Source organism: Klebsiella africana (genome assembly GCF_020526085.1).
Classification (GTDB): domain Bacteria; phylum Pseudomonadota; class Gammaproteobacteria; order Enterobacterales; family Enterobacteriaceae; genus Klebsiella; species Klebsiella africana.
In genome coordinates, this window is sequence record NZ_CP084874.1 from 375,610 (window position 1) to 398,527 (window position 22,918).

The following is a 22,918-nucleotide window of genomic DNA, read 5'->3' on the forward strand; positions in this document are numbered from 1 at the left end:
GATGAACGACATCTGGTGGCAAACAATCGGCGAAGGGGATTGTCATCTTGTGCTGCTGCACGGCTGGGGGCTGAACGCTCAGGTATGGGATTGCATTACGCCGCAGCTGGCTTCGCATTTTACCCTCCACCTGGTGGATCTGCCGGGCTATGGCCGCAGCGGCGGGTTTGCGGCGATGTCGCTGGAGGCGATGGCGCAGCGGGTGCTGGAGCAGGCCCCTCCACGGGCGGTGTGGTTAGGCTGGAGCCTGGGCGGGCTGGTGGCCAGCCAGGTCGCGATTATGCACCCGGAACGCGTGCAGGCGCTGGTGACGGTTGCTTCTTCTCCCTGTTTCGCGGCCCGCGACGACTGGCCCGGCATTAAGCCTGAAGTGCTGGCCGGGTTTCAGCAGCAACTGAGCGACGATTTCCAGCGTACCGTCGAGCGGTTTCTCGCCTTGCAAACCATGGGAACGGAGAGCGCGCGTCAGGATGCGCGGGCGTTAAAGCAGGCGGTGCTCTCGCTGCCGATGCCTTCCGCTGAGGCGCTGAACAGCGGACTCGAAATCCTCAGAACTGTCGATCTGCGCCAGGCGCTGGTCGGGCTGCCGATGCCGTTTCTGCGGCTGTATGGCCGGCTGGATGGACTGGTGCCGCGTAAGATCGTCCCGTTGCTGGATGATCTGTGGCCGGAAAGCACGTCAATTATCTTTGATAAGGCCGCGCATGCGCCGTTCGTTTCCCATCCCGAGGCCTTCTGCGAGCCGCTGCTGGCGTTGAAAACGCGGCTGGGGTAATTTTTTTCGCCACGCCATGGTAAAAGGGCCATTCCTAGCAATACTTAGGTTGTTACGGTGGTTGATTATTTCAATCCGCCACCGTGACCTACAATAACAACCTTATGGAGAGTAGAGGCTATGAAACTTGTTACAGGAATGGTTGCATCTCTGGTGATAGGCACCCTGTCTTTTGGCGCATTCGCCGCGAAAGAGATCCAAAAAGAAGACGTGGCGAAGATGAATCTGACCAAGGTCGGCAGCATTACGACCTCCAGGACGACGTCGCCGATGGACGCTCGACGCGATCTGTCGAAAAAAGCCGATGAGCTGGGTGGGAAATACTTTGTGGTGATTGCCGGGCAGAAAAACGAAAAAACCGTACACGCTAACGCTGACGTTTATAAATAATCCAGTCATAAAAAAACGGGCCTGCTGGCCCGTTTTTCACGGATGTTTCACTCGTATGACCGCGTTGCGCGACCAGGACTTACACCTTTCATCGCAGCGTCCACCACTCCTGCTGGCACGCGACTTTTCCTTCAGGACAGCTCTTACAACTGCCGGATAGGCAACCTTCGCTCGTTTCGCTGATCCGTACCACCTTACCCATGGCTTCCATCCGTTCCAGCATCGCGTCAATCATTGGCTGAGGCGTCTGCAGGCGAGCACTGAGCTGTTTTGCCTCCATGCGGCCCTGTAGGGCCAGCATATCGCGGACTTCTATTAACGACGCCACAGGCCCTCCTTAGTGGCAATCGCCAGCCGGGCTGGCACAGCAGGAGGTCGGTGTTTTTCGCGTGGCCAGTAGTGAGACGTCCACCCGGCTGCGCGCCCGGCGCAGCAGGCCGAAGAGCACCACGTTGAACAACACCACCGCCAGGATACATACCAGGCTGTAGCGCGGGTGGTCGCTAAAGCTGACGGTCTGGTAATAGAGCGTCGAGAGCGAATAGGCGATATTCAGCCCCCACAGGACGGAGAAGGTCATCCAGCCGCGGCTCGATTCGCGGGCGATGGCGCCCATCACCGAGATGCAGGGAATATAGAGCAGGACGAAGATCAGGTAGCTGTATGCCGCCGCCGCGCTGCCAAATTTACTGCCCATCACCCCCATGGCGCCGGTGGCCATTTCGCCATCGCCTTTGCTGGCTTCGATGGGGTTGGCCAGGACGCTGAGGCTGAAGGTGTCCTTCAGTCCCTGCCAGGTTTCGTCGACGGCGGCCAGCAGTTCCTCGCCGAGGCTGAAGGTTTGCGGATTGAAGTCCTCGTTCTGGATATCTTCGGCGGTATAGAGGGTGTTCAGCGTACCCACTACCACCTCTTTCGCCATCGCGCCAGTAAACAGGCCGACGGTGGCCTGCCAGTTATCTTCATGCACGCCGATCGGCTTAAACACCGGCGTAATGACCCGGCTCACCGAGGCCAGCGCGGAGTCGTTGATGTTGTCGACGACCTTACCGCTCAGTGAGAAGCTGTTCAGCGCACTGAGGAAGATACTGACGATGACGATCACCTTCCCGGCGCGCAGCACAAAGCCTTTCAGGCGCTGCCAGGTCTGGATAATCAGGCTCTTGATATGCGGGACGTGGTACACCGGCAGCTCCATCACGAACGGCGAGGCTTCGCCGCGCATAATGGTGTGCTTCAACATCAGGCCGGTGAGAATCGCCATCACAATGCCCAGCACATAGAGCGAGAAAACCGCCAGCGCGCCGTTCTGCCCAAAGAAGGCGGCCGCGAAGACGGCGAAGATCGCCAGCCGCGCGCCGCAGGACATAAACGGCGCCATCATAATAGTCATCAGACGCTCACGCGGCGCGTCAAGGGTACGGGCACCCATCACCGACGGCACGTTGCAGCCGAAACCGACAATCAACGGAACGAAGGATTTCCCCGGCAGGCCGAGGGCTTGCATCAGGCGGTCCATGACAAAGGCGGCGCGCGCCATGTAGCCGGAGTCCTCAAGGAAGGAGAGGAACAGATACATCATGCCGATCTGCGGCACCAATGGCAGCACGGTGTTGATACCGCCGCCGATCCCCTGGGCGAGGAAGACGGTCAGCCAGTCCGGGAAGTGCAGGGTGTAACCCAGCCATTGAATGCCATGCACAAAGATCGCGACTGAGCCGGCATCGAAAATCGGCTGCAGCGCGCCGCCGATGTTGATCGCCAGCAGGAACATCAGATACATGACAAAGAGAAAAATCGGCAACCCAAGAAAGCGGTTGAGGATCACTTTGTCCATCGCAGCGGTGAAGCGGCTTGGCTCGGCGGTCAGAGTGTTGCTGACGGCGTCGCAAATGGCGGCGATGGTCTGATAGCGCGCATCTGCGATATACAGCGCCGGGTCGTCTATCTCGTCGCTGAGATTCGCCAGAGCGATATCCAGTTTATCGGCGGCGTCGCCGGCATAGGCCCGGCTGTAGATATCACCCTCCAGCATCTGCAGGCCCAGCCAGCGCCGCTGCCGGGTCGGGATCTGCGCCGACATCTGCTGCGCCAGCAGATCAGCTTCGCGCAGCAGCGGCTGCGGATAGTGGACCAGCTCAATATCGCTATTCGCCTGATGACGGTCGAGGGCAATCTTCAGCGCTTCGATCCCGCGCCCGCGGGTCGAGACCAGCGGAATGACCGGGCAGCCGAGGCGGGCGGCGAGGGCATCGATATCGATACGCACCTGCTGCTTTTCGGCAATATCCAGCATGTTCAGCGCAACGACGCAGGGGATCCCCAGCTCGAGCAGTTGCAGCGTCAGATAGAGGTTGCGCTCGAGATTAGAGGCGTCGACCACATTAATCAGCATGTCGGCATCGCCGCTCAGGATGTAGTGGCAGGCAATCTGCTCGTCCAGCGAGGTCTGCGAGGAGATGGTGGTCAGGGAGTAGGTTCCCGGAAGGTCGACCAGTGTGACCTGGTGGTCAGTAGTCGCGAAAATCCCCTCTTTACGCTCAACCGTCACCCCAGCCCAGTTGCCCACTCGCTGGCGGGCGCCGGTCAGCTGATTAAATAAGGTGGTCTTGCCGGAATTAGGATTACCAATTAAACCAACGGTTAATTTTTTCATATTTCAGACTCTTGTGCCGGGCCAGCCGTTATTGTGCAACCGCTTCCAGTTCGATTAAGGCGAGATCTTTTTTGCGTAATACCAGACTAACGCGTCGGGTTTCGATATGAATAGGGTCGCCGAGCGGCGCCACGCGAACTACATGAAAAGAGGATCCGGGCAGCATGCCGAGGGAGAGCAATTTCTGACGGTATGCTGGGCTAATATCGCGGGAGAATCCAATGATTTTCCACGCACTATCAGGTGTGAATTGCATAGGGCCTACTTGTCTATCGCTAACCGAAGATGAATTGACCGGGCGTCGGGATGTCACCGCGCCGGATACCATAGCCAACGAAAAAAGAAAAAACATTCTGAAAGTGATGATAATGAGAATGGTTTTTATCATCAATACATATGATGCTATCAACGCTATTTTTAAAGCGGAAATCACTTTTTTATTGATGTGCCGCAAAATCCGTCTGTGATCGAAAATGCGCGAAATATTATTTCGGCGATCTAATGTTTAATTAAGGTTTCTTAAGTTAACGAAATGAAAATATTAATTTCGCTGTCTTTCAGACGTGGAATAAAAGCAGGTTATCAGAAACAACTGAACCTGTTTTGCGCGTGATGGCGATGGCCTGGTCATGAAAAGAAAACTGCCCCTGGAACAGGGGCAGAGAGGGATTAGCGTTTTTTACCCATCGCCGCGGCGAGGGCATCCATCATTGCGCTGTTGCCGGCAAGCTGTGTCTCGCGGCCGCGAGGTTTGGCGGCTTTCGCGGCCGGGCGGTTGCCCTGCGGGCGATCCTGACCACCGCCGCGGCGGGCGTTGCTGTCACCCGGCTGCTCGTCGAGACGCATGGTCAGGGCGATGCGCTTACGTGGCAGATCGACTTCCATGACCTTGACCTTGACGATGTCGCCCGCTTTCACCACGGTGTGCGGATCCTCTACAAACCGGTCAGAAAGCGACGAAATGTGTACCAGTCCATCCTGATGAACGCCGATATCAACAAACGCGCCGAAGTTGGTGACGTTGGTGACGGCACCTTCCAGAATCATTCCCGGCAGCAGGTCATTCATGGTCTCCACACCATCGGCGAACTTCGCGGTCTTAAACTCCGGACGCGGATCGCGGCCCGGTTTTTCCAGCTCTTTGATAATGTCGGTGACCGTCGGGACGCCAAACTTCTCATCGGTGAAATCCACAGCCTTCAGGTGGCGCAGCGCACTGCTATTGCCCATCAGATCTTTCAGCGCCTGCTGGGTGGCGGCCAGAATACGTTCGACCACCGGGTAAGCTTCCGGGTGAACGGTGGAGGCATCCAGTGGGTTGTCGCCGTGGTTGATACGCAGGAAGCCCGCGCACTGTTCAAAGGCTTTCGGCCCCAGACGGCTGACTTTCAGCAACTGCTGGCGGTTCTGGAACTGACCATTCTCGTCGCGCCAGGCGACGATGTTCTGCGCCATCATGCGGGTCAGGCCGGCGACGCGGGTCAGCAGCGGAACGGAGGCGGTGTTCAGGTCAACGCCGACGGCGTTCACGCAGTCTTCCACCACCGCGTCCAGCTTACGCGCCAGCTGGGTCTGGCTGACATCGTGCTGATACTGGCCGACGCCAATGGATTTCGGGTCGATTTTCACCAGCTCGGCCAGGGGATCCTGCAGACGGCGGGCGATGGAGACCGCGCCGCGCAGCGACACGTCAAGATCCGGAAACTCCTGCGCCGCCAGCTCGGAGGCGGAGTAAACGGAAGCCCCGGCTTCGCTGACGATCACCTTCTGGGCGGTGACCTTCGGGAACTGCTTCTGCACGTCGAGGAAGAAACGCTCAGTTTCACGCGAGGCGGTACCGTTGCCGATGGCCACCAGCTCAACGTTGTACTTCTCACACAGCGCGGCGACGGCGACGGCCGCTTTGGCGGCCTGGCCGGTGTGTGGATAGATGGTATCGGTAGCGACCAGTTTGCCGGTACCGTCAACCACGGCGACTTTCACCCCGGTGCGCAGGCCCGGGTCGAGTCCCATGGTGGCCCGCAGTCCGGCGGGCGCGGCCATCAGCAGGTCGTGCAGGTTGCGGGCGAAGACGTTGATGGCTTCGTCCTCCGCGCGTTCGCGCACGGTGCCCATCAGCTCGGTTTCGAGATGCATCAGGACTTTGATCCGCCAGGTCCAGCTGACGACGCCTTTACGCCAGCTGTCCGCTGGGGCGTTATTCAGGCGCAGGCCCAGGTGGTCGATAATAATTTGTTCGCCGTGGCTCTCTTTCGGCGGCTCGTCAAACTGTGGGTCGGCGTTTAAAGAGAGCTGCAGGACGCCTTCGTTGCGACCGCGGAACATCGCCAGCGCGCGATGCGACGGCACGGTGGAGATGGGTTCATGGTGATCGAAGTAGTCGCGGAATTTGGCGCCTTCCTCTTCTTTGCCGCTGACGACAGTGGAGACCAGGTGGGCGTTTTTCCACAGATAGTCACGGACCTTCGCCAGCAGCGCGGCGTCTTCGGCAAACCGCTCCATCAGAATATAGCGCGCACCGTCCAGCGCCGCTTTGCTGTCGGCTACGCCCTTATCGGCATCAATATATTTTGCGGCCTCCGCTTCCGGATCGTGGGACGGTTCGTTCCACAGCAGGTCAGCCAGCGGTTCCAGTCCGGCTTCGATGGCGATCTGCCCGCGGGTACGGCGCTTCGGCTTGTACGGCAGGTAGAGATCTTCCAGTTCGGTTTTGCTGAGCGTGGTGTTAATGGCTTTTTCCAGCGCGTCGGTCAGTTTGCCCTGTTCAGCGATGGATTTGAGGATCGCCTGACGACGGTCTTCCAGTTCGCGCAGATAGCCGAGGCGAGTTTCCAGATTACGCAGCTGCGTGTCATCCAGACCGCCGGTGACTTCTTTACGATAACGTGCAATAAACGGCACGGTGTTCCCTTCATCAAGCAGGCGAACGGCAGCTTCTACCTGTTCGGCTCTGGCCTGAAGTTCACCCGCAATAATGCGGCAGAGCGAATCATTCATCATGGCTTTTAATTCATCTTTAGGGTCAAAAATCAGGGACTAGTTATACGGACTGACGGCTGAAAATGCCAGCCGCGCCGGGCGTCTCTCGGAAAGTTCTTGTCTATTTTACGTATTCGATCTCGTTGACATACCAGCTGGCTTCGCCCGCCGGGGTGTTCACAATGGCCAGATCGCCGACCTCTTTTTTTAGCAGCGCACGTGCCATCGGCGAGTCGATGGAGATATAGTCTTTGCGGCCAAAAATTTCATCGTAACCGACGATGCGAAAGCGTTTGATATCGCCTTCATCGTTCTCTATTTCCACCCAGGCGCCGAAGAAGACCTTGCCTTCCTGCTGCGGTGAATAATCAACGATCTTTAACTGTTCCAGACATTTGGTCAGATAGCGGACCCGGCGATCGATCTCCCGCAGGCGCTTTTTGTTGTACTGATAGTCCGCGTTCTCGCTGCGGTCCCCGAGGCTGGCGGCCCAGGTCACCTTTTTGGTCACTTCCGGGCGCTCCTGGCGCCACAGGTAGTCCATTTCCTGCTTCAGTTTTTCATATCCCTCGCGGGTGATCAGCGGCGTTTTCATCGTGAGTTCAACCTTCTGACAGTCTGTCGTTGCGCACAATTTGTAGCGCGTAATAATACCGACAGGATAAATACTGTGTCTTATGATTAAATGTATACTTAACCTGCTGTTAAATATGCTTTGTAACAATTTAGCCTGGAATATATACCAGATTTAGCTGGTGAGCGCGCCGGGCTTTTTTGAGAATACGCACTGACTATTGCAGTGAACCTTTGGGAGTACAAACAATGCAAGAGAATTATAAGATTCTGGTTGTGGATGACGACATGCGCCTGCGTGCGCTGCTCGAGCGTTATCTGACCGAGCAGGGCTTCCAGGTTCGTAGTGTGGCGAACGCCGAACAGATGGATCGCCTGTTAACCCGTGAATCCTTCCACCTGATGGTGCTGGACCTGATGCTGCCGGGCGAAGATGGTCTCTCTATCTGCCGCCGTTTGCGCAGCCAGAGTAACCCGATGCCGATCATTATGGTGACGGCGAAAGGCGAAGAGGTCGACCGGATCGTGGGCCTGGAGATCGGTGCTGACGACTACATTCCGAAGCCGTTTAACCCGCGCGAACTGTTGGCCCGTATCCGGGCGGTGCTGCGCCGCCAGGCGAATGAACTGCCGGGCGCGCCGTCGCAGGAAGAGGCGGTTATTGCCTTTGGTAAATTCAAACTGAATTTAGGCACCCGCGAGATGTTCCGTGAAGACGAGCCAATGCCGTTGACCAGCGGCGAATTTGCGGTCCTGAAGGCGCTGGTGAGCCATCCTCGAGAGCCGCTGTCCCGCGATAAGCTGATGAACCTTGCCCGCGGCCGAGAATACTCTGCGATGGAGCGCTCCATCGACGTACAGATCTCCCGCCTGCGCCGCATGGTGGAAGAGGATCCGGCGCACCCGCGCTATATCCAGACCGTCTGGGGTCTTGGCTACGTCTTCGTCCCGGACGGTTCTAAGGCATGAAACGCGTGCGCTTTTCGCCGCGCAGCTCCTTTGCTCGCACACTGCTCTTGATCGTCACCTTGCTGTTCGTCAGCCTGGTGACGACCTATCTGGTGGTACTGAATTTCGCGATCCTGCCGAGTCTCCAGCAGTTTAATAAAGTGTTAGCCTACGAAGTGCGTATGCTGATGACCGATAAACTGCAGCTGGAGGATGGCACCCAGCTGGTGGTGCCCCCGGCGTTCCGTCGAGAAATTTATCGTGAGCTGGGCATTTCGCTCTATTCCAATGAAGCGGCGGAAGACGCAGGGCTGCGCTGGGCGCAGCATTATGAATTCTTAAGTCAGCAGATGGCCCATCAGCTTGGTGGCCCCACTGAGGTGCGAGTAGAGGTCAATAAAAGCTCCCCTGTGGTGTGGCTGAAGACCTGGCTGTCGCCCAATATCTGGGTGCGAGTGCCGCTGACTGAGATCCATCAGGGCGACTTCTCGCCGCTGTTCCGCTATACCCTGGCGATTATGCTGCTGGCGATAGGCGGCGCCTGGCTGTTTATTCGTATTCAGAACCGCCCGCTGGTGGATCTGGAGCACGCGGCGCTGCAGGTCGGGCGCGGCATTATTCCGCCGCCGCTGCGCGAATACGGCGCCTCCGAAGTGCGTTCGGTGACGCGCGCCTTTAACCATATGGCGGCGGGCGTGAAGCAGTTGGCTGATGACCGTACGCTGCTGATGGCCGGGGTCAGTCATGATTTACGAACCCCGCTGACCCGCATTCGTCTGGCCACCGAGATGATGGGCGAGCAGGACGGCTATCTTGCGGAGTCGATCAACAAAGATATCGAAGAGTGCAACGCCATCATCGAGCAGTTTATCGACTATCTGCGCACCGGGCAGGAGATGCCGATGGAGCTGGCGGACCTCAATGCCGTGCTGGGCGAAGTGATCGCCGCAGAGAGCGGCTATGAGCGTGAGATCGCCACTGCTCTGCAGGCGGGCGAAATCCCGGTACGTATGCACCCGCTGTCTATCAAGCGCGCGCTGGCGAATATGGTGGTCAACGCGGCCCGCTATGGCAATGGCTGGATCAAGGTCAGCAGCGGCAGCGAAGCGAGTCGGGCCTGGTTCCAGGTGGAAGATGACGGACCGGGGATCAAACCAGAGCAGCGTGAACATCTGTTCCAGCCGTTTGTGCGCGGCGACAGCGCCCGCAGCACCAGCGGCACTGGGCTGGGGCTGGCGATTGTTCAGCGTATTATCGACAATCACAACGGCCGGCTGGAGATTGGCTCCAGCGAACGCGGCGGATTACTGATCCGTGCCTGGCTGCCAGTACACCGGGTGCTGGCGCCGATGAAACCCGTAAGAGAGAGCTGATCGCATCCGCGGTTGGCGGCTCAGGACGTTGCACAACAAAAAGCCGGGCAAGCCCGGCTTTTTCACCTTTGCGCCCGTTAGCGCTGCGGCCCTGCCGCCACCAGCGCGGCGCCTGCTGGCGTATCGGTATACTTCTCAAAGTTCTCAATAAACAGCTTCGCCAGCTGGTCTGCTTTCTCCTGCCACTGCTCCGGGGAACCATAGGTGCTGCGCGGATCGAGGATGTGGGTATCCACGCCCGGGAGCGCCGTCGGGATCTGCAGGTTAAACATCGGCAGGGTAAAGGTCTCCGCGTTGTCCAGCGAGCCATTGAGAATGGCGTCGATGATGGCGCGGGTATCTTTGATCGAGATGCGCTTGCCGGTGCCGTTCCAGCCGGTATTCACCAGGTAAGCCTGCGCGCCGGCTGCCTGCATGCGTTTGACCAGCACTTCGGCGTACTGCGTTGGGTGCAGCGACAGGAAGGCAGCGCCAAAGCAGGCGGAGAAGGTTGGCGTGGGTTCGGTCACGCCGCGCTCGGTGCCGGCCAGTTTGGCGGTAAACCCGGACAGGAAATGGTACTGCGTCTGGTCGGCGGTCAGGCGGGAGACCGGTGGCAGTACGCCGAACGCATCGGCCGTCAGGAAGATCACTTTGGTAGCGTGACCCGCTTTAGACACTGGCTTAACAATGTTGTCGATGTGGTCGATGGGGTAGGAGACGCGGGTATTTTCGGTCTTTGAACCGTCATCGAAATCGACCGTGCCGTCGGCGCGTACCACCACGTTTTCCAGCAAGGCGTTGCGGCGGATGGCGTGATAGATATCCGGCTCGGCCGCTTCAGAGAGCTTGATGGTCTTGGCGTAGCAACCCCCTTCGAAGTTAAACACGCCGTCGTCATCCCAGCCATGTTCATCATCGCCAATCAGGCGGCGTTTCGGATCGGTGGAGAGGGTGGTTTTGCCGGTGCCTGAGAGGCCGAAGAAAATGGCGACATCGCCTTTCTCGCCGACGTTGGCAGAGCAGTGCATGGAGGCGATGCCCTTCAGCGGCAGCAGGTAGTTCATGATCGAGAACATCCCTTTCTTCATTTCGCCGCCGTACCAGGTGCCGCCGATCAGCTGAATGCGCTCGGTGAGGTTGAAGGCGACAAAGTTTTCCGAGTTCAGGCCCTGCTCTTTCCACTGCGGGTTGGTGCACTTTGCGCCGTTCATCACGATGAAATCGGGCGCGAATTCCGCCAGCTCTTCGTCGCTCGGGCGGATGAACATGTTTTTAACGAAGTGTGCCTGCCAGGCCACTTCGGTAATGAAACGTACGCTGAGACGGGTATCGGCGTTGGCGCCGCAGAAGGCGTCGACGATAAACAGGCGTTTGCCGGACAGCTGCTGGGTTACCAGCCCTTTCAGATGCTGCCAGGTTTCCTGCGAAAGCGGCTTGTTGTCGTTTTTACCTTTGCCTTTATCGGACCACCAGACGGTGTCGCGGGTGGTGTCGTCGCGCACGAGATACTTATCTTTCGGAGAACGGCCGGTAAAAATGCCCGTGTCGACGGCGATAGCACCCAGACTGGTGAGTACGCCACGTTCATAGCCTTCCAGGTTCGGGTCAAGCTCTTCCTGAAATAACATGTCGTAGCTGGGGTTGTGGACGATATCCTGGACGTCATTGATACCATAAGCCTTGAGATCCTGCGGGGTTAAACCATGATTAACGCGCATGTCACTGCTCCTTAGCCAAGATGTACTGATGTAAATTGTAGGGTTAATTACCGGATATTGACCGCGACCAGGCTCATAGATTTACGTATCTCGACATTTCGCAGAATGACGAAAAAAACGGTGACTCCTGTCACGAAGTGAAGTGGATTATCTCAGGAAATAGCCGCATAGTGGGGTTAGATGTTTCTCAATGGTTAAAAAGTAATTAAAAAAACTGCTGAAATGTGAATGTAATCGCTTTCCTGAAATAAAATTACGTAACTCTTTCAGGGAAAATTGATTCAACTCGTGAATAAATAAAAGTCAGACACTGGGGCGCGAGGGTGAAAATCGCGGCCCGGTGTCTGAGGAAGGCGAGGGGATTAATGAACCTGCGGGTCAGCCGGAGAGGCGTTGTTACGGATCTCAGCGATATCCATGGCATTGAAGATATAGTGATTACCGCAATAGTCGCAATGCATATCAATTTCGCCTTCATCGGCGAGGATGCTATCTATCTCTTCATCCGGCAGGGTCTTCAGCGCGCCAGCGCAGCGCTCGCGAGAGCAGGTGCACTTGAACTCCACGCTCTGCGGGTCGTAGACCGTGACTTCTTCTTCATGGTACAGACGCCACAGCACATCATTTGCCGGCAGGGTGAACAGCTCCTCGGCCTTAATGGTCTCGGTAAGCGTCGCCAGGTGCTCGAAGTCGGCAGTCTGGGCATCCTGCGCCGGCATCACCTGCAGCAGCATCCCGCCCGCCATCGGCTGGCCTTCGTGCTCGCCGGTGCGGATGATAAGGCGCGTCGGCAGCTGCTCTGAACGCTGGAAATAATCTTCCAGGCAGGCAGCCAGCGTATCGCCTTCCAGCCCCACCACGCCCTGATAGCGCTCACCCTCTTCCGGAGAGATGGTAATGACCAAGTAGCCGTTGCCGACCATCGTTTTCAGATCCGCATCGTCCGCAATCTCGCCCTGCACGCGCGCGACGCCGCGCAGCTGCTGCTGGTTATTGCCGTTGATCACGGCCAGCTGTAAAGGGCCATCACCCTGCAGCTGCACGGTAATGTCGCCGGCAAATTTTAGCGTCGCGGTCAGCAGACTGGTGGCGACCAGCAGCTCCGCCAGTACCGTTTTCACCGGCTGGGGATAAGTGTGATTCGCCAGAATCTGTTCCAGGGTTTCCGACACCGTCACCAGCTCGCCGCGCACGGCATAGTTTTCAAACAGATAACGATGTAATTGATCGTGTTGAGTCATAATCATCTCTCTTTCTGGCGCGAGTTACTCACTCTCGCCGTGTTTAAATCTCATCAAGTCGCGGCGCTCTTTCTTGTCCAGACGTCTGTCAGGGTGCGGCATGGTCAGGGCGTTCATTTTGCGTGCCAGGGCCATTTTTTCACGCTTCTCGATACTTTCCGCCGTCTCTTCATACAGGGTGACGGCTTCGCTTGCCGGGCGGCGCTGTTCGGTAATGCCAATAATGCGTACCGTCCGTTCGTCGTTGCCCTGGCGCAGCGTCAGCATGGCGTCGAGTTCGACGATTTTTCCGGGTTTGCTACGTTGTCCGTTGTAATGCACCTTACCGCCTTCAATCATTTCCCGCGCCAGCGCGCGGGTTTTGTAAAAGCGGGCGGCCCAAAGCCATTTGTCCAGTCTGACGGTTTCGGTAGGCTTCTCTTTCATCGCCTCTCCTTCGGGGTAAGCGAAGGGATCAGTCGTCGGTAATCATTCAGCCCCGGATGGCGCAGATACTGCTTTTCCGCCAGCCCGGAGTCGGGATTGGTAATGCCCAGGCAGTAACGAATGCCAAACTCCCTTGCGGCATCCAGAATCGCCTCGCTGTCGTCGACAAACAGCGTTTTATGCGCCTCAAGGCCAGTTTCCTCCGCCACGGCGCGCCACAGACGCTGATCCTCTTTCGGATAACCAAATGTGTGGGTGGAAAGTAATAAATCAAGGTGCGCATCCAGGCCGGTGTGTTTGAGCTTCACCGCCAGATTATGGGGATGGGCATTAGTTAATAAAATGCGTCGCTTACCGCTAGCCTTGAGCGCATCAAGGAACGGCACTGTATCCTCGCGCAGCGTGGCGCGCGGACCTTGTTCGCTGGTCATCGCACAAATATCCAAACCCAGGCGCTCGCTCCAGTAATCCAGACAGTACCAGTTTAGCGTATGCTGCACGGCGTGATACTCCTGGCGCATGGCGTCTTTCGCCTGCTGCAAATTGAGGCCGCGGGCGGCCCCCCAGGTTTCAGGCACCAGCGTTTGCCAGAAGTAGTTGTCAAAGGCGAGGTCCAGGAGCGTGCCGTCCATATCCAGCAGAACGGTATCGACCTCCTGCCAGGCGATATCAAAGTGCATGATGACTCTCCAGCGTGCGGAAAATGGGCGACAGGGTATCATACCCCGTCGCCGGGAAAATTAATCTTGCGGGTCAGACGAGGGGAGCAGTATCGGATTCAGGCAGCTTTCGTAATATTTCTGAATCTCTTCCATCCGCTGACGATGGCGTTGATAACGACGCAGGGCCTGCACGCCGTGGTAAGCCATGCATCCCAGCATCGACAGCAGCAGCAAGGTGATGCCGAGATAGCGCCACAGGCCGCTGCGGTCAGGGATACGATGCAGGTTGATATGCTGCGTGCCATTGGCGTCAGTAAACAGGTTGGTGACAATCCCTTCAGCCTGGAAGGGGGTATGCATGAGCATACCGGCCAGCCGCCGCAGTTCGCCCCACTGCTCATGTGCCGGATAATCATACAGACTCACCGCCGGCCACGGCTGATTGACCAGCACGCTGCCCTCATCGCTGGCGATGAGGAAACCGCCGGGCGCTGGGCTGTTCAGCGCCTGCGCGGCCCGCGAGGTTTCGCGTATCACAAAGGGCGCAGTTGAGGTGGTCACCAGATTCTCCAGCGACTCGGCGCTGACCGGCCGCAGCAGCACGTTCACGCCATCCAGCTTTCCGGCGGTGGCGCGCTTGGTTAACGCCTCCCAGTTACGGGTATTACCAAGGTTGACCAGCGCGTTCTTCAACCGCAGGCAGTCATCCTTCGCCGAGCAAAGATCGTTGGTTTTCTGCACGATGTCGCCAAAATCATCCAGCAACACCATGCCCGATTTCTGGATGGCAGAGCGCAGCGCCGGGCTGACGCGGGAATCGTCGTCGGTTTCCGGGTGTAGCTGGCGCTGAACGGACTGGATCAGGGCGGTCGCTTTGCCGACAATATCAGACTCCGGCAGTGGCAGCGGCGGGGCATCGTTCCACACAATCTGCGAGCAATCGAAAGGCAGGAACGGTGAATCCTCTTTGGCCGACCAACTGCCCGGCGTGCGGATGTTACACATTCCGGTACCGCTCAGGCGCAGCGTATCGCCGATGCGCACATGGGCCTTTTCCAGCTGGTTGACGGTGGTCGCTTCAATTGTCTGCGCGCCCTTCAGCCACGACAGAGTGAACTTAAACGGCATATTCAACGGTACGCTGGCCCACAGCATAATCACCACCACCAGGGCGCCGGCGGCGATAATCGCGCTGCGCAGCCAGTACTGCAGCGGGAAGTTTTTCACTTCATCATGCAGCGAAAGATAGCGTCCCTGACGAGCCACGTGGCGGTTGAGATAGATATCAATATCGGTCTGCTGCCCGAGGTCCTGGGCAATCCAGGGCTGCCAGTGGCGCGGATAGATGAGATCGATAATGCCCAGCGAGATGTTATTGATTTGCTCCTGATCGTTTTCGCCAAACAGTCCCCAGCGCTTGGGAACGCCCCGCAGGCAGTGGATTTCGCGCAGCGCGGCGCGGCGCGGTGGGGCATAGATCCCCCACAAGCCGGCGGCGAGCAGCAGTAAACCAGCGGCGACCAGCCAGGGGGTAAAGACAGCAGGCCCAATCAGGCTGAAATAAAAGAACAGGAAAGAGGTGACGATCAGGATAGCTTCACGCAGACCGTCCGGGCGGTTGAGAGCATGTTCTTCCGGGCTTTCCCGACGGATCTGCCGCAGCTCTACCTGCTCGCTCTCTTCGCCGCGAATGGATGCCTGGGTGGCCGATGCGCGTTCCAGGGCGTAGCTTTGCGCCTCCTGGCGATAGTCGCTCAGGCTATGACCGTTAAGGGTGATGACCAGCGGCAGGCTATCGGTGGGGATCAGCTCAACGCTGTTTTCGTCATTAATATGCTGTTCCCAGAACGGCGGCAGGTGGACCTCCACCGAATCGAGAAAATAGCGCCATTTATTCGGCGCGTCGGTGGTGATCCCGTAGCGGGTAATGGCCCGCGTCACCGCGTAGACGGTGTCGCTTTGTTGATTCAGCGCCAGCGCGACGGGCGCGCTGGTTGCGCCTGACGCCGGGACCTGCTGGGCGTGGCTTAATTCCGCCAGATACTTTTCGATTGCCTGCCGCTCGTCTGCAGGCAGCGGCCGCGTGGTGGCGTCGCTAAAAGCGTGCAGTAGGGGGAGGCGGCGACGTCTGGCGTGCGAGCGATACCACCATCCGATGAGCAATACGCAGATTAGCAGAGCTGTAAGGAAAATCAGAAAGGTGCCCATGCCCATCCCATCATAGTTATTTTTATCTTACGAAAACGTTGGCGAACGTGAAGACTAACATCAAGCTGCAGTATTAGCGGCGCAACTGCTTACAGGGTAGTGAATATGTCATGCAGCAGCGCATAAGCTTACCAAAAACGTTAAAGCGCAGAAATCGGTAAATTCCCAAACAGAATTCAAGCTATTGACTTTTTTATCTTTATTGCTTTTCTCTTTGCTGGGGAAAGGTTACAAGCCTGTAAATAAGTAGCGATTTGGATTGCCGAAAGCGTGTTGCGTATCGCACAATGACTGCTTAATCACAGCATAGACCGATGACAATGAGCAAATCATTACAAAAACCCACCATTCTCAATGTTGAAACTGTCGCCCGTTCGCGCCTCTTTAATGTCGAAAGCGTCGATCTGGAATTCAGCAACGGTGTGCGTCGCGTTTATGAACGTATGCGGCCTTCCACCCGCGAAGCGGTGATGATTGTGCCGATTGTTGATGATCACATTATTTTGATTCGCGAGTATGCGGTCGGTACGGAATCCTACGAGCTGGGCTTCTCTAAGGGGCTGATTGATCCGGGTGAAACGGTAGAGGAAGCGGCCAATCGCGAGCTAAAAGAAGAGGTTGGCTTTGGCGCCAATAAGCTGACGTTTCTGAAGAAGCTCAGTATGGCCCCTTCCTATTTTTCCAGCAAAATGAATATCCTGGTGGCGGAAGATCTCTATCCGGAATCGCTGCCGGGCGATGAGCCTGAACCGCTGCCGCAGGTGCGCTGGCCGCTGGCGCAGCTGATGTCGCTGCTGGATGAAGAAGATTTTAACGAGGCCCGTAACGTCAGCGCGTTGTTTTTAGTGCGCGAGTGGCTGCAGGCCCAGGGCCGACTCTGAGCGAAAGCGCGTCGTCACAACAATAAAAAAGCGCCCGCAGGCGCTTTTTTTGTCAGAACAGTTCGTGGGTTTCGCCACCGCCGTCAGTCAGGGTGGTACCCACCTCATGGACCGCCTGCTGCGTGGGTTGGGTGCCTTCAATGAAGTACTCCGCACGACTGTTGCCCCCGTTCGCCAGTTGACCGGTGCTGCGGTCAATATTCACCGTGACGATACCCGGCGGCGGCGTTAACGGTTCTTCCGGAACGCCTTCCAGCACGCTCTTCATAAAGCTGTCCCAGGCCGGCTGGGCGCTTTTGGCACCACCTTCATAGCCAGAGATCTGATCTTTAATCGCTCCGGAGGCGGTGGTCCGGCCAAGATCGCGACGATGATCGTCAAAGCCGATCCAAACCGACGTCACCACGCCCGGTCCGTAGCCTGAGAACCAGGCGTCCTTCGAGCTGTTGGTGGTCCCGGTTTTCCCGCCGATGTCATGCCGCTGCAGATCGCGTCCGGCGCGCCAGCCGGTGCCCATCCAGCCCGGTTCGCCAAAGATGTTACTGTTCAGCGCGCTCTTGATCAGGAAGGCCAGCGGCGTATTAATCACATGCGGCGCGTATTCCTGGGCGCCGCTCTGCGCGACCAGCGACTGGTTGGCTTGCTCCAGCTGCGGCTGCGGCGGCACGTTGCCATTTTGTGGTTCCGTCGAGGTGGCGACATCTTCCACATCTTTGTTCTCCAGCACGTTGGATTTTGGCGTATCGCCGTAAATCACCGGTAAGTCACACTGCGGGCAGGCTATCTTCGGACGTTCTTCGAAGAGAACGCCGCCCTGATCGTTCTCAATCTTACTGATAAAGAAGGGATTGACCAGGAAGCCGCCGTTGGCCATCACCGAATATCCGCGAGCGACCTGCAGGGGAGTAAAGGAGGCTGAGCCCAGCGCCAACGATTCAGTATGGACAATGTTTTGTGCCGGGAAGCCAAAGCGCTGCAGATACTCAGCGGCATAGTCAACGCCCATGGCGCGCATAGCGCGCACCATCACCACGTTTTTCGACTGCCCCAGGCCCTGACGTAAACGAATCGGACCGGCATACTGCGGCGGCGAGTTCTTCGGCCGCCAGTCGGAGCCTGCACCCGCATCCCAGCGTGAGATCGGCACATCGTTGAGCATACTTGCCAGGGTTAAGCCTTTATCCATCGCGGCGGTATAGAGGAACGGCTTAATGTTGGAGCCGACCTGACGCAGCGCCTGGGTGGCGCGGTTGAATTTACTCTGGTTAAAGTCAAACCCGCCGACAAGGGCAATAATCGCGCCGTTTTGCGGGTTAATGGAGACCAGCGCCGAGTTGACGTCCGGGACCTGCGACAACCACCAGCTGTCACCCACCTTGCGAACCCAGATCTGCTGCCCGGCCTGCACGACGTCGTTGACTTTACGTGGGGTGGCCCCTTGCTGCGTATCAGAGATAAAGCGACGGGCCCAGCGCACGCCGTCCATCGTCAGCGAAACGGAGTCGCCGTTAGCCAACAGCGCGACAGCCTCCTGGGCATTCGCCGAGGTGACCACCGCCGGGAAAAGCGGGCCGTAGCCAGACTGACGCTTCAGTGAAGCGACGATCTTCTTCGTCTCCCACGGCGTTTCGCCGACTTTCCATAGCACGCTGGCCGGGCCGCGGTAGCCATGACGCATATCGTAATCCAGCACGTTATTGCGTACCGCCTGCTGGGCCGCCTGCTGGTTTTTGCGGGTAATGGTGGTGTAGACCCGGTAACCATCTTCGTAGGCCTGCTCGCCGTAGCGATTCACCATCTCCTGACGCACCATTTCACTCAGGTAAGGCGCAGAGAAGGCGATTTTCGGCGCGTGATAGCTGGCGTCGATCGCTTCGCTGCGCGCCTCATCGTATTGCGCCTGGGTGATGTACCCTTCACTCAGCATACGCGACAGCACCACGTTGCGACGGGCGGTGGCGCGATCCAGGGAATAGAGCGGGTTGAAGGTAGAAGGCGCTTTCGGCAGACCGGCAATCACCGCCATCTCACTCAGGGTCAACTGGTCGATAGGTTTGCCAAAATAGACCTGCGCTGCGGCACCAACGCCATAGGCGCGGTAGCCGAGGTAGATCTTGTTCAGATACAGCTCAAGGATTTCATCTTTGTTCAGCAACTGCTCGATGCGGATAGCCAGAAAGGCCTCTTTAATCTTACGCATCAACGTCTTCTCGGGACTGAGGAAGAAGTTACGTGCTAACTGCTGGGTGATGGTGCTGGCGCCCTGGGAGGCGTGGCCTGAAAACATCGCTACGCTGGCGGCGCGGAAAATACCTACCGGATCGACGCCGTGGTGTTCATAGAAGCGGCTGTCTTCGGTGGCGATAAACGCTTTCACCAGCTCGGGGGGAATTTGCTGCAACGTCACAGGGATACGGCGCTTTTCACCGTACTGCGCAATAAGCTCACCGTCGGCGCTATAGACCTGCATCGGGATCTGCAAACGCACATCCTTCAGGGTTGCGACGTCGGGGAGTTGCGGCTCTATATATTTGTAGAGGCCAAAAATCGAGCCTGCTCCCAGCAGTACGCAACAGACTGCAAGGATCAATAGATACTTTACGAACTTCACCGGTGTTTTCCCATTTAGTTTTATTTGGGCAGTTTATAAACAAACGCGCGGTAGTATAAAGGCAAGCCAGGTGCATTGATATAGCCGGACAGTTTTGCCGGATAAGGAGATCGTAAGCATGGCTTTCAGAAACTGGCGGATCGGAATGCATATCCAACAGGATAGCATTGCCATTGTCGCGCTACTGCATGAGCGCTCACGTTGGGCGCTGCGCCGCTGGTGGCGTATTCCTCTGCCGCCAGGCCTGGTACGCCAGGGAATGGTGGCGGACGTCAGCGCTCTCGGTACACGATTGGCCGCCTGGCGCCGGGAACTACCGGCGCAGCATCAGGTCAGTATCGCTTTTCCCGCGGTGCGCACATTGCAAAAGCGCCTGCCGTATCCCCAGTTCGCCCTGCGGGATCGAGAACAGGCGACGTGGATAGCCAGCGCCATGACCCAGCAGCTGGCGATGCCCGCCGCCTCCTTATGTATTGATTATGCGCCCACCCCGCGGGATGACGGCTGGCAGGTCACAGCGGCGCAGCGGCTGGACATCAATGTCCTGCGGGAGCTGGCAGGGCGGCTGCGACTGCGGGTGGCGGCCATCGTGCCGGATGCCAGCGCGCTGGGCGCCTTTTTCCCGTGGATGACGGCGACAGAGCAGGCCCTTGCCTGGCGGGATGAAAAGCACTGGCTATGGGCGACCCAGGAGGCCTGGGGCTGTGAGGCCTGCGATGAAGTGGGCTCCTTAAGCCAGCTGGCGAAGCAGCTGCAAATGCCGTTGCGTTTGTGCACGGATGCTGGTGATGAGGCCAACAGTTTTGATGCCTGGCAGGTGATTCACCGCCGGCAGCCTCCGTTGCCGGCCGATGGCGATCGCTATGCTATTGCCCTTGGGCTGGCGCTGGGGGGCGGGCGCCATGACGCATGTCGTTAATCTTCTTCCCTGGCGTGACCTTCGCCGCCGCCAGCGCTTGCGCTACGCCCTGTTGTTTGCCATCGGCATTGTGCTGCTGGGCGGGGGGAGCCTGCTGGTGAGCCGAATGGCGCGTATGCAGCACGACTTCCTGGCGACGCTTCACGCGACGGCAGATGCGCAGCTGCTCGCCTCGCTTAAGCAGCGCGAACAGGCGATGCGTGAGGCGTGGCAGCAGCATCAACGGCAGCGCCAGCAGTACCAGCGCAGATCGGCGATCGCCGCCTGGCAACCCAGGCTGCAGGCGCTCGCGGCAGATCTGCCCGCGCAGGCGTGGCTGACGCGACTGGATTATCAGGAGGCGGTCCTGACGCTCAACGGCCTCGCTTTGAACCTGCAGGCCCTGGCCAGCGTGGAGAACGTACTGGCGAGCGTCCCAGGATTCGCGCCGGCAAAAGCTGGCGGAACCCAGCGCGACGCCGAGGGACGCTGGCAGTTCAGCTTTACCCTGGCGGGAGAGCGTTCCAATGCAGATTAATATCCATCGCAGCCAGAAGCTGCTGCTGATCCTGTTTATGCTGGGGATGCTGGGAGGCGGTGCGGCACTCTGGCACGCTACCCGGCAGCCGCTGACCTCGGCGTCTCGCGACGTGGCTATGCAAACGCAGTGGCGCCGGGCGATGGCTCTGCGCATACCTGCGGATGAAACACCTGGGGCAAGTATCGACAAGCAGCCGTTTTCGCCCATCGCCATTCCGCTTGCCGGCACCAGGCTTATCGCCTGGCGCCCACAGGGGAGCGGCGGTGAGATGGAATTGTCCCTGCCCTGGCAGACGGTACCCGCGTTTTTTGCCTGGCTGGCGCGCTGCGGGATGAGTCCGCGCTCGTTCTCGTTGTATCGCGAGGCGCCGGCGCTCCGTCTGCGTTTGCAACTGGAGGCGGAAGATGATCGGTAAATGCTGGGCTTTACTGTGGCTACCGCTGTCGCTGCTGGCCGCCGGGCGAGATCCTTTCCTGCCGGTTGAGGATCCCTGCCGTACGGCGCAGTTAGCGCAATGGCGTTATGGCGGGGCGACCGGCGATGACGCAGGCTGGAGGGGATTTCTGCAGGACGGGAGCGGCAAGTGGCAGCGGGTACAAATAAATGAGCAATTATCTACAGGATGGCGAGTGAACCGGATGACAGCCGGTGAGCTGGAGATCGCCACACCTGCGGGGTGTGAACCGCCAGCGTGGCGCTGGCAACGTGAAGGGAAACAACATAATGCGATGGATAAGCCTCCTGTTTCTGCTGCTGCCTCTGGCGGTGGTCGCCGCGCGAAATGACAAACTGGTTTCGCTGGTCGTTGACGACGCGCCGGTGGCCCAAGTGCTGCAAGCCCTGGCCGAAATGAACCATAAGAATCTGGTCGTGGCGCCGGATGTCAGCGGCACGCTCTCCCTGCACCTGCAGAAGGTCCCCTGGACTCAGGCGTTGCGGGCGGTGGCAGACAGCGCGGGCCTCTCTTTGCAACAGCAGGGGACGGTTATTTACGCGCACACTCAGGCCTGGCAAAAGGCACATCAGGCACAGCGTGAAGCCGAACAGGCGAAACGCCTGCAGAACCTGCCGCTGCAGGCGGAGAGCGTGACCCTGCACTTTGCCGATGCTGAGGAGCTGGCAAAAACGGGCGGCAAGTTGCTCAGCGCCCGGGGGAACTTAATGGCGGATAAGCGAACCAATCGCCTGCTGATCCGCGACGATGCCTTTCATCTTCCGGCGCTTAAAGCCTGGGCTCAGGAGATGGATCTACCGGTCGGTCAGGTAGAGCTGGCCGCCCATATCGTGTCGATGAGCGAAACCAGCCTTCGTGAGCTGGGGGTGAAGTGGCGGCTGGCGGAAGCCGGAAGCTCTCCTGGCTCCGGGCAAATCACCACCCTGAGCAGCGATGTGTCGGTAAACGATGCCAGCACCCGCGCAGGGTTTAATATCGGCAAAATTAACGGCCGTTTGCTTGAGCTGGAACTTTCCGCGCTGGAGCGCAAGCAGCAGGTCGAGATTATCGCCAGCCCGCGTTTACTGGCTTCCCATATGCAACCCGCCAGCATCAAACAGGGAAGTGAGATCCCCTATCAGGTCTCCAGCGGCGAAAGCGGCGCCACGTCGGTGGAGTTTAAAGAGGCGGTATTGGGGATGGAGGTGACGCCGACAGTGCTGCAGCAAGGGAGAGTGCGGCTGAAACTGCGGATCAGTGAAAATACGCCAGGTCAGGTATTAAAGCAGGAGAATGGCGAGACAATGGCCATCGATAAACAGGAGATAGAGACCCTGGTGGAAGTTCGCAGCGGCGAGACTTTAGCGTTGGGCGGCATCTTTTCGCAGAAAAACAAAACCGCCCGCGACAGCGTTCCGCTGCTTGGCGATATCCCGGTGCTGGGGCGTCTGTTTCGTCGTGACGGGAAGGATAATGAACGTCGTGAACTGGTTGTCTTTATTACGCCACGGATTCTGGCAGTACGTTAAGCAGGTTTTTCATGCTAAACACGTTTCAGGTGTTTGACGTGAGGACGGATTTAGCATACAAGGGGTACCGATTTGAGAGTCGGGTACGACATCA

22 protein-coding genes are annotated in these 22,918 nt (G+C 58.1%); 11 read left to right on the forward strand and 11 right to left on the reverse strand.

Annotated features, from left to right (window positions below; genetic code table 11):
- Position 1: 1 nt before the first annotated feature.
- Positions 2–775, forward strand: coding sequence for a pimeloyl-ACP methyl ester esterase BioH (gene bioH, locus LGL98_RS01700; protein ID WP_136033715.1), 774 nt, complete (start codon positions 2–4; stop codon positions 773–775).
- Between the two features lie 120 nt (positions 776–895).
- Positions 896–1,165: a YdgH/BhsA/McbA-like domain containing protein gene (locus LGL98_RS01705; protein ID WP_002920510.1), complete on the forward strand. Its 270-nt coding sequence runs from the start codon at positions 896–898 to the stop codon at positions 1,163–1,165.
- A gap of 88 nt (positions 1,166–1,253) precedes the next feature.
- On the opposite strand, the gene feoC is transcribed toward LGL98_RS01705, so the two are convergent.
- From feoC to feoA, 3 genes are read right to left on the reverse strand one after another with little or no spacing between them, the layout of a single operon-like run.
- Complete coding sequence (gene feoC / locus LGL98_RS01710; protein WP_136033713.1) at positions 1,254–1,493, reverse strand: [Fe-S]-dependent transcriptional repressor FeoC; 240 nt, start codon at positions 1,491–1,493, stop codon at positions 1,254–1,256.
- 9 nt (positions 1,494–1,502) lie between these two features.
- Complete coding sequence (gene feoB, locus LGL98_RS01715) at positions 1,503–3,821, reverse strand: Fe(2+) transporter permease subunit FeoB (RefSeq protein WP_136033711.1); 2,319 nt, start codon at positions 3,819–3,821, stop codon at positions 1,503–1,505.
- A gap of 28 nt (positions 3,822–3,849) precedes the next feature.
- On the reverse strand, positions 3,850–4,077 hold the full coding sequence (feoA, locus tag LGL98_RS01720) for a ferrous iron transporter A (protein WP_025711878.1): 228 nt from the start codon (positions 4,075–4,077) through the stop codon (positions 3,850–3,852).
- On the opposite strand from feoA, the gene LGL98_RS01725 reads away from it, so the two are divergent.
- Positions 4,043–4,288, forward strand: coding sequence for a hypothetical protein (locus tag LGL98_RS01725; protein WP_226651877.1), 246 nt, complete (start codon positions 4,043–4,045; stop codon positions 4,286–4,288). The genes feoA and LGL98_RS01725 overlap by 35 nt on opposite strands.
- Before the next feature lie 202 nt (positions 4,289–4,490).
- On the opposite strand, the gene LGL98_RS01730 is transcribed toward LGL98_RS01725, so the two are convergent.
- The gene (locus tag LGL98_RS01730; RefSeq protein WP_136033709.1) at positions 4,491–6,821 is read right to left on the reverse strand and encodes a Tex family protein; all 2,331 of its coding nucleotides are present in this window, start codon (positions 6,819–6,821) and stop codon (positions 4,491–4,493) included.
- Between the two features lie 100 nt (positions 6,822–6,921).
- Positions 6,922–7,395, reverse strand: coding sequence for a transcription elongation factor GreB (gene greB / locus LGL98_RS01735; RefSeq protein WP_002920503.1), 474 nt, complete (start codon positions 7,393–7,395; stop codon positions 6,922–6,924).
- A 227-nt stretch (positions 7,396–7,622) separates the two neighbouring features.
- Here greB and ompR point away from each other — a divergent pair, with 227 nt between their 5' ends.
- Both ompR and envZ read left to right on the forward strand, forming a co-directional pair.
- Positions 7,623–8,342 (forward strand): osmolarity response regulator transcription factor OmpR, encoded by a 720-nt coding sequence (ompR, locus tag LGL98_RS01740; RefSeq protein ID WP_001157751.1) that lies wholly within the window; start codon positions 7,623–7,625, stop codon positions 8,340–8,342.
- Positions 8,339–9,694: a two-component system sensor histidine kinase EnvZ gene (envZ, locus tag LGL98_RS01745; RefSeq protein ID WP_136033707.1), complete on the forward strand. Its 1,356-nt coding sequence runs from the start codon at positions 8,339–8,341 to the stop codon at positions 9,692–9,694. Before ompR ends, envZ begins: the two co-directional genes overlap by 4 nt.
- 77 nt (positions 9,695–9,771) lie before the next feature.
- On the opposite strand, the gene pckA is transcribed toward envZ, so the two are convergent.
- The 5 genes from pckA to LGL98_RS01770 all read right to left on the reverse strand — a co-directional run bounded on the left by pckA (position 9,772) and on the right by LGL98_RS01770 (position 15,931).
- Entirely contained in the window at positions 9,772–11,394 is a 1,623-nt protein-coding gene (pckA, locus tag LGL98_RS01750; RefSeq protein ID WP_136033705.1) for a phosphoenolpyruvate carboxykinase (ATP), read from the reverse strand.
- A 362-nt stretch (positions 11,395–11,756) separates the two neighbouring features.
- A complete protein-coding gene (hslO, locus tag LGL98_RS01755; RefSeq protein ID WP_168435384.1) occupies positions 11,757–12,641 on the reverse strand; it encodes an Hsp33 family molecular chaperone HslO in 885 nt (294 codons plus the stop codon).
- A gap of 18 nt (positions 12,642–12,659) precedes the next feature.
- Positions 12,660–13,061 (reverse strand): ribosome-associated heat shock protein Hsp15, encoded by a 402-nt coding sequence (gene hslR / locus LGL98_RS01760; RefSeq protein ID WP_136033702.1) that lies wholly within the window; start codon positions 13,059–13,061, stop codon positions 12,660–12,662.
- Complete coding sequence (gene yrfG / locus LGL98_RS01765; protein ID WP_136033700.1) at positions 13,058–13,741, reverse strand: GMP/IMP nucleotidase; 684 nt, start codon at positions 13,739–13,741, stop codon at positions 13,058–13,060. The genes hslR and yrfG overlap by 4 nt, the downstream gene beginning before the upstream one ends.
- Positions 13,742–13,801: 60 nt before the next feature.
- Positions 13,802–15,931, reverse strand: coding sequence for an intracellular growth attenuator family protein (locus LGL98_RS01770; protein WP_136033698.1), 2,130 nt, complete (start codon positions 15,929–15,931; stop codon positions 13,802–13,804).
- 320 nt (positions 15,932–16,251) lie between these two features.
- On the opposite strand from LGL98_RS01770, the gene nudE reads away from it, so the two are divergent.
- Positions 16,252–16,812, forward strand: a complete 561-nt coding sequence (nudE, locus tag LGL98_RS01775; protein ID WP_025711887.1) for an ADP compounds hydrolase NudE — start codon at positions 16,252–16,254, stop codon at positions 16,810–16,812.
- Positions 16,813–16,864: 52 nt separating this feature from the next.
- Here nudE and mrcA read toward each other — a convergent pair whose 3' ends face one another.
- Positions 16,865–19,423 (reverse strand): peptidoglycan glycosyltransferase/peptidoglycan DD-transpeptidase MrcA, encoded by a 2,559-nt coding sequence (gene mrcA, locus LGL98_RS01780; protein ID WP_136033695.1) that lies wholly within the window; start codon positions 19,421–19,423, stop codon positions 16,865–16,867.
- Between the two features lie 118 nt (positions 19,424–19,541).
- Here mrcA and LGL98_RS01785 point away from each other — a divergent pair, with 118 nt between their 5' ends.
- Genes LGL98_RS01785 through hofQ form a run of 5 tightly spaced genes read left to right on the forward strand, consistent with a single transcriptional unit; the run spans position 19,542 to position 22,824 of the window.
- A complete protein-coding gene (locus LGL98_RS01785) occupies positions 19,542–20,342 on the forward strand; it encodes a type IV pilus biogenesis protein PilM (RefSeq protein WP_136033693.1) in 801 nt (266 codons plus the stop codon).
- Positions 20,326–20,859 carry a PilN domain-containing protein gene (locus LGL98_RS01790; protein ID WP_136033691.1) on the forward strand — a complete coding sequence of 178 codons (534 nt, stop codon included), beginning with the start codon at positions 20,326–20,328 and terminating at the stop codon, positions 20,857–20,859. The genes LGL98_RS01785 and LGL98_RS01790 overlap by 17 nt, the downstream gene beginning before the upstream one ends.
- Positions 20,849–21,277, forward strand: coding sequence for a HofO family protein (locus LGL98_RS01795; protein WP_136033689.1), 429 nt, complete (start codon positions 20,849–20,851; stop codon positions 21,275–21,277). The genes LGL98_RS01790 and LGL98_RS01795 overlap by 11 nt, the downstream gene beginning before the upstream one ends.
- Entirely contained in the window at positions 21,267–21,647 is a 381-nt protein-coding gene (locus LGL98_RS01800) for a HofP DNA utilization family protein (protein WP_136033686.1), read from the forward strand. Before LGL98_RS01795 ends, LGL98_RS01800 begins: the two co-directional genes overlap by 11 nt.
- Positions 21,583–22,824, forward strand: a complete 1,242-nt coding sequence (gene hofQ, locus LGL98_RS01805; RefSeq protein ID WP_168435392.1) for a DNA uptake porin HofQ — start codon at positions 21,583–21,585, stop codon at positions 22,822–22,824. Before LGL98_RS01800 ends, hofQ begins: the two co-directional genes overlap by 65 nt.
- Positions 22,825–22,918: the final 94 nt, after the last annotated feature.

What these genes read in the sequence shown, in the direction of transcription:
- nudE (WP_025711887.1), top strand. Translation starts at nt 16,252, where the DNA reads ATGAGCAAATCATTACAAAAACCCACCATTCTCAATGTTGAAACTGTC.
- hslO (WP_168435384.1), bottom strand. Translation starts at nt 12,641, where the DNA reads ATGATTATGACTCAACACGATCAATTACATCGTTATCTGTTTGAAAAC.
- greB (WP_002920503.1), bottom strand. Translation starts at nt 7,395, where the DNA reads ATGAAAACGCCGCTGATCACCCGCGAGGGATATGAAAAACTGAAGCAG.
- LGL98_RS01790 (WP_136033691.1), top strand. Translation starts at nt 20,326, where the DNA reads ATGACGCATGTCGTTAATCTTCTTCCCTGGCGTGACCTTCGCCGCCGC.
- envZ (WP_136033707.1), top strand. Translation starts at nt 8,339, where the DNA reads ATGAAACGCGTGCGCTTTTCGCCGCGCAGCTCCTTTGCTCGCACACTG.
- hslR (WP_136033702.1), bottom strand. Translation starts at nt 13,061, where the DNA reads ATGAAAGAGAAGCCTACCGAAACCGTCAGACTGGACAAATGGCTTTGG.
- feoA (WP_025711878.1), bottom strand. Translation starts at nt 4,077, where the DNA reads ATGCAATTCACACCTGATAGTGCGTGGAAAATCATTGGATTCTCCCGC.
- LGL98_RS01800 (WP_136033686.1), top strand. Translation starts at nt 21,267, where the DNA reads ATGATCGGTAAATGCTGGGCTTTACTGTGGCTACCGCTGTCGCTGCTG.
- pckA (WP_136033705.1), bottom strand. Translation starts at nt 11,394, where the DNA reads ATGCGCGTTAATCATGGTTTAACCCCGCAGGATCTCAAGGCTTATGGT.
- LGL98_RS01725 (WP_226651877.1), top strand. Translation starts at nt 4,043, where the DNA reads ATGATTTTCCACGCACTATCAGGTGTGAATTGCATAGGGCCTACTTGT.
- feoB (WP_136033711.1), bottom strand. Translation starts at nt 3,821, where the DNA reads ATGAAAAAATTAACCGTTGGTTTAATTGGTAATCCTAATTCCGGCAAG.
- yrfG (WP_136033700.1), bottom strand. Translation starts at nt 13,741, where the DNA reads ATGCACTTTGATATCGCCTGGCAGGAGGTCGATACCGTTCTGCTGGAT.
- LGL98_RS01785 (WP_136033693.1), top strand. Translation starts at nt 19,542, where the DNA reads ATGGCTTTCAGAAACTGGCGGATCGGAATGCATATCCAACAGGATAGC.
- ompR (WP_001157751.1), top strand. Translation starts at nt 7,623, where the DNA reads ATGCAAGAGAATTATAAGATTCTGGTTGTGGATGACGACATGCGCCTG.
- LGL98_RS01705 (WP_002920510.1), top strand. Translation starts at nt 896, where the DNA reads ATGAAACTTGTTACAGGAATGGTTGCATCTCTGGTGATAGGCACCCTG.
- LGL98_RS01795 (WP_136033689.1), top strand. Translation starts at nt 20,849, where the DNA reads ATGCAGATTAATATCCATCGCAGCCAGAAGCTGCTGCTGATCCTGTTT.
- bioH (WP_136033715.1), top strand. Translation starts at nt 2, where the DNA reads ATGAACGACATCTGGTGGCAAACAATCGGCGAAGGGGATTGTCATCTT.
- LGL98_RS01730 (WP_136033709.1), bottom strand. Translation starts at nt 6,821, where the DNA reads ATGATGAATGATTCGCTCTGCCGCATTATTGCGGGTGAACTTCAGGCC.
- LGL98_RS01770 (WP_136033698.1), bottom strand. Translation starts at nt 15,931, where the DNA reads ATGGGCACCTTTCTGATTTTCCTTACAGCTCTGCTAATCTGCGTATTG.